Source organism: Streptomyces sp. NPDC088725 (genome assembly GCF_044751305.1).
GTDB lineage: Bacteria > Actinomycetota > Actinomycetes > Streptomycetales > Streptomycetaceae > Streptomyces.
Genome location: NZ_JBIVLO010000002.1, coordinates 293909 through 301729, shown reverse-complemented (window position 1 = coordinate 301729; position 7821 = coordinate 293909). Strand labels below are relative to the sequence as shown.

Sequence of the window (7821 nt, the reverse complement as noted above, 5' to 3'; positions counted from 1 at the left end):
TCGGACCCTCGGACCCTCGGACCCTCGGACCCTCGGACCCTCGGACCCTCGGACCCTCGGACCCTCGGACCCTCGGACCCTCGGACCCTCGGACCCTCGGACCCGCCCCGGGCTCAGCCCCGCTGACGTGCCGGCCACCGTCGCATCCGGGCTGTCCTGTCGCCGAGGCCGGAGCGCTTTACACCCCAGCGGCCCGTAAGTGCGGTCCAACGCGCCGAGAACGCCCAGATCACTCGAATGGCCGAACGTGGCGCGAGGAGTGCGCGTATCCGCGTCCACCGGTCGGCCGACGCGTGCAGCCCTTCCCGTACCCGCTCGGTGTCAGCGGTCAGATCCGCGGCGGCGAGCGGCACGGGTGCGTACAGCACCTGCTCGACGGAGCCGGCGACCCGGTGCACCGCATCCGCGGCGGGCGGGTCCAGCCGGCCGAGCCGTACGATCCTGGCGGCGGATTTCCGGGGCGTCCGCGAGTTGTCCGGCGTGATGCCGTGATCCCAGGCCGTGTCGGTGATCTCCCGCCAGGCCGCCAGCGTCCGCGCCGTCACCGCCCGGGCCCTGGCCACCTCCTCCTCTGCCGCGTGTGGGTCCACAGCGCCCAGGACGGACCCGCCGGCGGATTCCCACCGGTCCTCCCCGCCCGGCCTGGTGGCCGGCGGGGACGCGTGGCCGCCTGAGCCGAGGCGCCGTGCCCGTACCCGCAGCCGCCACAGCAGGGGCAGCGCGAGGAGCAGCAGCAGTGCCACCGCGCTCAGCACGATCAGCACCACGGCCCGGGCGGACGTCCCGGAATCGCCCGGCGTTGCCTCACCCGGTGCGGCGGCCGCGCCGCAGTTCGCCGGCGTCTTCTCCCGGGCGTCGCAGCTCGCCGGGGCGGAAGGCGCGGCCGACGGCGCCGTGGAAGCGGTGGCGTCCGGCTGCTGCGGATCGGCCGCGCCACCGGACGGGGTGTCCTCACGCGTGTAGCCGGGGGCGCTGCCCCGGCTCGGGGTGGGCTCGAACCGGGTCCAGCCGACCCCTTCGAAGTACAGCTCGGGCCATGCGTGCGCGTCCCGCAGCCCGACCGACACGCTGCCGTCCGGCTGCGCCGTACCGGGCGTGAAGCCCACCGCGACGCGGGCCGGTATGCCGAGCGTGCGGGCCATCGCGGCCATCGTGAACGAGAAGTGGACGCAGAAGCCCTCCTTGTCCTGGAGGAAGCGGGTGATCGCGTTGACACCGGTGCCCGTTTCCACGCTGGTGTCGTAGCGGAAGCCGCCGTCCACCGCGAACCAGTCCTGCAGTTCCACGGCCCGCTCGTAGTTGTTCGTCGCTCCCGCGGTGACCTCTTCCGCGGTTCGACGGACGACCGAGGGCAGGGCCGTGGGGAGCTGCGTGTACTCACGGAGCAGGGCCGAGGGGGCCTCGGGCGCCGAAGCGAGCTGATCCCGGGTCGGGTTCACCAGGAGGCTGTCGACCGTGTACCGGGCGCCGCGCGTCGACTGGCCGCGGTCGCCCACCAGGGTTCTGCCGACGGGTTCGAAGCGCCAGCGGCCGTCCACCGCGACCCGGGTCGCGGGATACGGCATCGGCAGGTAGTTCTGCCCGTACCACTGCGCGGCCGTCAGATTGGTCTCGATCTCGGTGGTACTCACGTCGGCGCCGAGCCCCGGGGTGCCGGGAAGCCGGTCGGGTACGTCCTTGACGTCCCGCTGCGAGAACCGCCAGGACGTCCCGTCGAACTTGTCCAGCGACATGATCCGCAGATACAGATCCTCGGTGGTCACCGCGTTGGTCTTGTACCGCAGGGCCTCGCGGTTCTCCGGCTGGTTGAGATCATTCTGGAGGGAGACCAGAGGGTTCACCGCGGAGATCGTGCCTCCACCCGCGCCTCCTGAGCCGGTTCCGGGGCCGGTGCCCGCGAGCAGCCCGCCGCCCAGGGAGGGCAGGGCGGCCGGGACCGCCAGCGCGATCCCGAGGGTCAGCACTCCGATCCGCCGCCCGGTGCGTGCCGGGGCCGGTGCGCGGTCGCCGGGGACGCCAGGACCGGCGGACGCGCTGTTCGGTGTCCCCGGCGGGCCGCCGAACACCCGCCCCCACTGGGAGAGCCTGTCCCTGCCCTCGGCCAGGAGCAGCAGCAGGTAGCCGCAGGCCGCGAGCAGGAACCACAGCCAGTCCCACGTGCCGGTGGAGAGCCCGGCGGCGATCGAGTAGAGCGCGAGCAGCGGAAGGCCTGCGGGGGCCGCGCTGCGGAAGGTCACCGCGAGCGCGTCGACCGTGAGCCCGATGACCAGGACACCGCCCACGAGCATCAGCCTGATGCCGTCGCCGGCCGGGGCGGGGATGGCGTACCGCCCGACGTCCTCGACACCCGTCGTCAGCAGCCGGCCGAACTCCTGGACGACCGCCGGTGACGGCAGTACGCCGAGGAACGCCTGCTGTCCGGCGAAGGCCACCGTGAGCAGCAGCAGAGCGAGCACGGCCTGGACCAGGACGGTCGCGGGCCTGGGCAGCGGCACCCGCCGTAGCAGGGCGCCGGCCCCGCTGGTGATCGCCACCAGGAGAGCGGCCTCCGCCAGCCAGCCGGCCGAGTCGACCAGCGGCAGCAGGGAGGCCGCCGCCAGCAGCGTGGCCGTATAGGCGCACAGGGCCACTCTCGTACGACCACTCATGACCATCCTCCGGAGAAGCCTGTCGCGCCGCCGGGGACGGCGGGCTCCGAACGCTCCCGCGAGGCCTGCTGCCACAGCTCGGGCAGCGAGGCTCCCGAGGGGACCGCGAGAACGGTCCAGCCCGCTTCCCGGAGCGGCCTCAGCCGCTCCTCCACAGGGCCGGGGCCACCGGCTCCCCGCACCCAGCCGGCGCTGTCGAGCACGAACGCGACGGCCGCGCCGCTGCGTTGGCGCATACGGGCCGCCACGGCGGCCTGATCTTCGTCGAGATCACCGAAGAAGGCCACCAGCAGACCTTCGGTCCCCCCACGCAGCACGTCGTACGAGGGGGAGAGGTCCGTGCCCGTCGAATGGCCGACGACCGCGAGGGTGTCCATCATCAGTCCCGCTGTCTCCGCCGTCTCCTGGCCGGCTCCCGCGTAGCCGTCCGCCGCCTCGCCCGGGCCCGGCACCGCGGTGCCCGCGTCCGTCAGCAGCCTTACGGCGAAGCCCTGCTGGAGCATGTGCAGCAGCGCGGAGGCGGCGCCGGACACCGCCCACTCGAAGGCGGAGCCGGGGCCGGCGCCCTGGTAGGCGGCCCGCCGGGTGTCCAGCAGCACCGTGCACCTGGCACGCCGCGGCTGCTCCTCGCGGCGCACCATCAGCTCGCCGTGGCGGGCTGTGGAGCGCCAGTGCACGCGGCGCAGATCGTCTCCGTGGCGGTAACCGCGCGGGATCGTGTCGTCCTCGCCGGCCAGCGCCTGTGAGCGCTGCCGACCGTCTCCATGTCCGGAGGAGTCGCCCGCGAGCCGCACCGGTGGCAGCGGCTCGGTGCGCGGCACGACGGTCAGGGTGTCGAACGCGGTGAAGGCGCGGGTCAGTTCGCACATCCCGAAGGGGTCGCTCAGCCGCAGTTGCAGCGGTCCGAGCGGGTAGCGCCCGCGCAGGTCGGAGCGGACCCGGTAGGACACCTCGCGGCGGCCACCCGGCTCCACACGGTCGAGGACGAACCGGGGGCGCGGGCCCAGTACGTACGGCACGTGGTCCTGCACCATCAGCAGGCCGGTGGGCAGCCGCGACACATTGTCCAGCCGCAGACGCACCCGGGCCTCGGACCCCGCCGGGACCTGGGAGGGGGCCAGACGTCTGGTGGCCGCCACCCGGTAGCGCGTGCGGTACAGGACGGCCACGCAGACCAGTGGCAGCGCGGCGAGCAGCAGCCCCACCCGCAGCAGATCCGGCTGGCCGAGCACATAGGCGCAGGCCGCCGCCGCGACACCGGCGGCGAAGAACGATCTGCCGCGCGTCGTCAGACCCTCGAGGACGCCCCGCAGTCCGTCCCCGCCCCCGCTGCTCTCGCTGTCGTCGCCGTCCCCGCCGTCGGAGACGGCCGGCCCCCCGCGGGCCATCACAACCGCCGTGCGCCGGGCGGCTGCCGGCCGTAGAGCTGTCCGCCGTTCCCCTGGCGGCCCAGGGTGCGGGCGCTCCCGTCCGCTGTGGGCACCGGGGTGCGCTGAAGGATCTCCTGCACGACCTGCTCGGCGGTACGGCGGTTCAACTGGGCCTGGGCGGTGGGCAGCAGCCGGTGCGCGAGCACCGCGGAGGCCAGGGCCTGCACATCGTCGGGAAGCACGTACTCCCGGCCGTTCAGAGCCGCGGAGGCCTTCGCCGCGCGCAGCAGATGCAGCGTCGCGCGCGGGGAGGCCCCGAGCCTGAGATCGGGGTGATGGCGGGTCGCACCCACCAGTTCGACCGCGTAGCGCCGTACGGCGTCGGCGACATGCACCGTACGCACCGCGTCGATCAGCTTCACGATGTCGTGCGCGTGGGCCACCGGCTGGAGGTCGTCCAGCGGGGAGAGCCCGCCGTGCACGTCCAGCATCTGCAACTCGGCCTCTGGGCTCGGGTAACCGATCGACACCCGGGCCATGAAACGGTCGCGCTGCGCCTCGGGCAGGGGATAGGTGCCCTCCATCTCCACCGGGTTCTGCGTGGCCACCACCATGAAAGGACTGGGCAGTTCATACGTCTGCCCGTCGACGGTGACCTGGCGCTCCTCCATCGACTCCAGCAGCGCCGACTGGGTTTTGGGCGAGGCGCGGTTGATCTCGTCGCCGATCACGATCTGCGCGAAGATCGCACCCGGCTTGAACTCGAAGTCCCTGCGCTGCTGGTCGTAGATGGACACCCCGGTGATGTCCGAGGGCAGCAGGTCGGGAGTGAACTGAATACGCCGCACCGAACAGTCGATGGAGCGCGCGAGCGCCTTCGCCAGCATGGTCTTGCCCACGCCGGGGACATCTTCGATCAGCAGATGCCCCTCGGCGAGCAGCACGGTCAGCGAAAGCCGTACGACCTCAGGCTTGCCCTCGATCACACCTTCCACCGACGCGCGTACCCGCTCCGCTGTGGTGGTCAGATCAGTGAGGCTCGCTCGATCGTCATAGGTCGTCACCCGGCCCTCCTCGGCCCTTCCATCCGGGCCGGAGCTCATCGGACGGCCCGGCCCACCCCAGAATTCACACACCGTTCCAGGAAGGTCCCGGCCCGCTGTCACAGCCACATTCTTGTTGCCGTTAACGCTTCGTGTCACTCGCCTGTGGATAAGTAGGTGGGATATGACGCGCTTTGTGGCCTTATCGGCCCTGTTTTGATGGGTGTGACACCGGACCGGGGAGTCAGGAAGCGGGGTCTACCTCGGTCAACAGCCCTGTCTTCACGTCGAAGACGAAGCCGCGGACGTCGTCGGTGTGAGGCAGGAACGGGGACGTCCGTACGCGCTGCATCGACTGCCGTACGTCCTGCTCGACGTCACGGAACGCCTCCACCGCCCAGGCGGGGCGCTGGCCGACCTCGAGCTCCAGGTCGTGCCGGAATTCCTCGGTGATGGTCTGCATGCCGCAGCCCGTGTGGTGGATGAGGGCGACGCTGCGGGTGCCGAGCGCGCGCTGGCTGATGGTGAGTGAGCGTATGACGTCGTCGGTGACGACCCCGCCCGCGTTGCGGATGGTGTGGCAGTCGCCGAGCGAGAGGCCGAGGGCGCCGTGCAGATCGAGCCTGGCGTCCATGCAGGCGACCACGGCCACCCGCAGGACCGGACGTGCGTCCATGCCGGGATCGGTGAACTCCGACGCGTAACGGCTGTTGGCTGCGACGAGCCGGTCGGTGACGGTCCCGCCGGCGGGCGTCGCCCCGGCGTGGGTCTCTGCTGACTCTGCGGGGAGGTGTGCGGATGTCGACATACCTATAACGGTAATGCTCACTCCCCGTGGAAGCCGGTGGTCCGACGGGACAAAGAACATCAACGTGACCTGGTGTGACCTAACCCACACGAGCGAGGCCGGCTCGCCCGATCGGGTGACCCTCGGTGTCTTTCTCTCCGTCCGGAGTGACCCGCGCGACGCGCTGGCCGGTTGATTGACCGGAAGGACGAGTGGACTAAAGTGACGCGAAGTTCACGGACCCGTCCTGAACACATCCCAATTTTCCGCGCGTGTGCGGCGTACGTGCGGCTCGGCCTCCTCCCGCTCGCGGTCGGCCGACGCCCTTCCCGGCGCCGGCGGATCTCCCCTTCTGAGCGGGCGGGGACCCGGCAGTACGTACAGCCGTGCCGGACCTGAGAGGGGCGCATGAACCAGGCCCGACACGTACCGGTGATGCTCCAGCGGTGCCTGGACCTGCTCGCCCCCGCGCTGGCCGAGCCAGGCGCGGTCGTCGTCGACTGCACGCTCGGCCTCGGTGGACACAGTGAGGCGCTGCTCTCCACCTTCCCGGCGGTACGGCTGATCGCGCTCGACCGCGACAAGGAGGCGCTGCGCCTCTCCGGCGAACGCCTCGCCGTCCACGGCGACCGGGCCACCCTCGTGCACGCCGTCTACGACGAACTGCCCGAGGTGCTGGCCAGGCTGGGGATCCCCAAGGTCCAGGGCGTGCTCTTCGACCTCGGCGTCTCCTCCATGCAGCTGGACGAGGCCGACCGCGGCTTCGCCTACTCCCAGGACTCCCCGCTCGACATGCGGATGGACCAGAGCGCGGGAGTCAGCGCCGCCGAGGTCCTGAACACCTATCCGCCCGGCGAACTGGTGCGGATCCTGCGCGCCTACGGCGAGGAGAAGCAGGCCAAGCGGATCGTCTCGGCCGTCGTCAGGGAGCGCGAGAAGGAACCCTTCTCGCACAGCGCCCGGCTCGTCGAGCTGATCCGCGACGCGCTCCCGCAGGCCGCCAAGCGCACCGGCGGCAACCCCGCGAAACGCACCTTCCAGGCGTTGCGCATCGAGGTCAACGGTGAGCTGTCCGTGCTGGAACACGCGATCCCCGCAGCGGTGAAGACCCTCGCCGTCGGCGGCCGCATCGCTGTCCTCTCGTACCACTCGCTGGAAGACCGCCTGGTCAAGCAGGTCTTCGCGGCCGGGGCCGCCAACACCGCGCCGCCCGGTCTGCCGGTCGTCCCCGAGCGGTACCAGCCCCGCCTCGCCCTGCTCACCCGCGGCGCGGAACTGCCCACGGAGGAAGAGGTCGCGGAGAACCGCCGGGCCGCTCCGGCCCGGCTGCGGGGGGCGCGGCGGATCCGGGAGGACGCTTCGTGAGCGGACCGGCCAAGCAGCTGAAGGGGCGGGCGGCCCGGCTCGCCCAGCTGATGCCGTCCGGGCCCAACTCGGCGGCGCGCACCCCCTTCGTGCTGCTGGTCGTCCTGCTCCTCGGCGGTGGTCTGATCACGCTGCTGCTGCTGAACTCCTCGCTCAACGAGGGGTCGTTCAAGCTCAGCGCGCTGAAGAAGCAGACCACCGACCTGACGGACGAACAGCAGGCGCTGCAGCGCGACGTGGACGACCGCTCCGCGCCCTACGCCCTGGAGCGCCGGGCCCGGGAACTCGGCATGGTGCCCGGAGGCAGCCCCGCCTTCCTGAAGCCCGACGGGGGAGTCCAGGGAGTTCCGGAAGCCGCGCCCACGCCGCCGCCCGGGCACCCGTCCGTCATGGCGGCGGCCCCGCCCCTGACCTCCTCGGCCACCCCGGGCCCGACGGCCGGCGCCACGTCCGGCACCACCCCGGGCCCGACGCCCGTCCCGGCCCCGGGCTCCACGCCCGGCCCGACGCCCGGCTCCGTGCCCGGACCGGCGCACAGCCCGGCGTCCTTCACCTCCGCCCCGGCGCAGCCGTCCGGCGGCCCGGCCCCGACGACTCCCGGCAGGTGA

At 72.3% G+C, this 7821-nt stretch carries 6 protein-coding genes; 2 read left to right on the top strand and 4 right to left on the bottom strand.

Features of this window, described 5'->3' with window-relative positions; genetic code table 11:
- Nucleotides 1–113: 113 nt before the first annotated feature.
- From ACIP6N_RS05225 to ACIP6N_RS05210, 4 genes are all read right to left on the bottom strand, one after another.
- On the bottom strand, nucleotides 114–2648 hold the full coding sequence (locus tag ACIP6N_RS05225; protein ID WP_401813018.1) for a DUF3488 and DUF4129 domain-containing transglutaminase family protein: 2535 nt from the start codon (nucleotides 2646–2648) through the stop codon (nucleotides 114–116).
- The gene (locus ACIP6N_RS05220) at nucleotides 2645–4036 is read right to left on the bottom strand and encodes a DUF58 domain-containing protein (protein WP_401813017.1); all 1392 of its coding nucleotides are present in this window, start codon (nucleotides 4034–4036) and stop codon (nucleotides 2645–2647) included. Before ACIP6N_RS05220 ends, ACIP6N_RS05225 begins: the two co-directional genes overlap by 4 nt.
- Nucleotides 4036–5082, bottom strand: coding sequence for an AAA family ATPase (locus ACIP6N_RS05215; RefSeq protein ID WP_401813016.1), 1047 nt, complete (start codon nucleotides 5080–5082; stop codon nucleotides 4036–4038). The genes ACIP6N_RS05220 and ACIP6N_RS05215 overlap by 1 nt, the downstream gene beginning before the upstream one ends.
- 223 nt (nucleotides 5083–5305) lie before the next feature.
- Nucleotides 5306–5869 (bottom strand): beta-class carbonic anhydrase, encoded by a 564-nt coding sequence (locus tag ACIP6N_RS05210; RefSeq protein WP_401813015.1) that lies wholly within the window; start codon nucleotides 5867–5869, stop codon nucleotides 5306–5308.
- A 387-nt stretch (nucleotides 5870–6256) separates the two neighbouring features.
- Between ACIP6N_RS05210 and rsmH the strand changes: the two genes are divergently transcribed.
- Together rsmH and ACIP6N_RS05200 are read left to right on the top strand one after the other, a co-directional pair.
- Nucleotides 6257–7213 carry a 16S rRNA (cytosine(1402)-N(4))-methyltransferase RsmH gene (gene rsmH / locus ACIP6N_RS05205; protein WP_401813014.1) on the top strand — a complete coding sequence of 319 codons (957 nt, stop codon included), beginning with the start codon at nucleotides 6257–6259 and terminating at the stop codon, nucleotides 7211–7213.
- Nucleotides 7210–7821: a septum formation initiator gene (locus ACIP6N_RS05200; protein ID WP_401813012.1), complete on the top strand. Its 612-nt coding sequence runs from the start codon at nucleotides 7210–7212 to the stop codon at nucleotides 7819–7821. Before rsmH ends, ACIP6N_RS05200 begins: the two co-directional genes overlap by 4 nt.

Bases quoted from the DNA above. Each gene is read 5' to 3' on its own strand.
- rsmH (WP_401813014.1), top strand. From the start codon at position 6,257: ATGAACCAGGCCCGACACGTACCGGTGATGCTCCAGCGGTGCCTGGAC.
- ACIP6N_RS05220 (WP_401813017.1), bottom strand. From the start codon at position 4,036: ATGGCCCGCGGGGGGCCGGCCGTCTCCGACGGCGGGGACGGCGACGAC.
- ACIP6N_RS05225 (WP_401813018.1), bottom strand. From the start codon at position 2,648: ATGAGTGGTCGTACGAGAGTGGCCCTGTGCGCCTATACGGCCACGCTG.
- ACIP6N_RS05210 (WP_401813015.1), bottom strand. From the start codon at position 5,869: ATGTCGACATCCGCACACCTCCCCGCAGAGTCAGCAGAGACCCACGCC.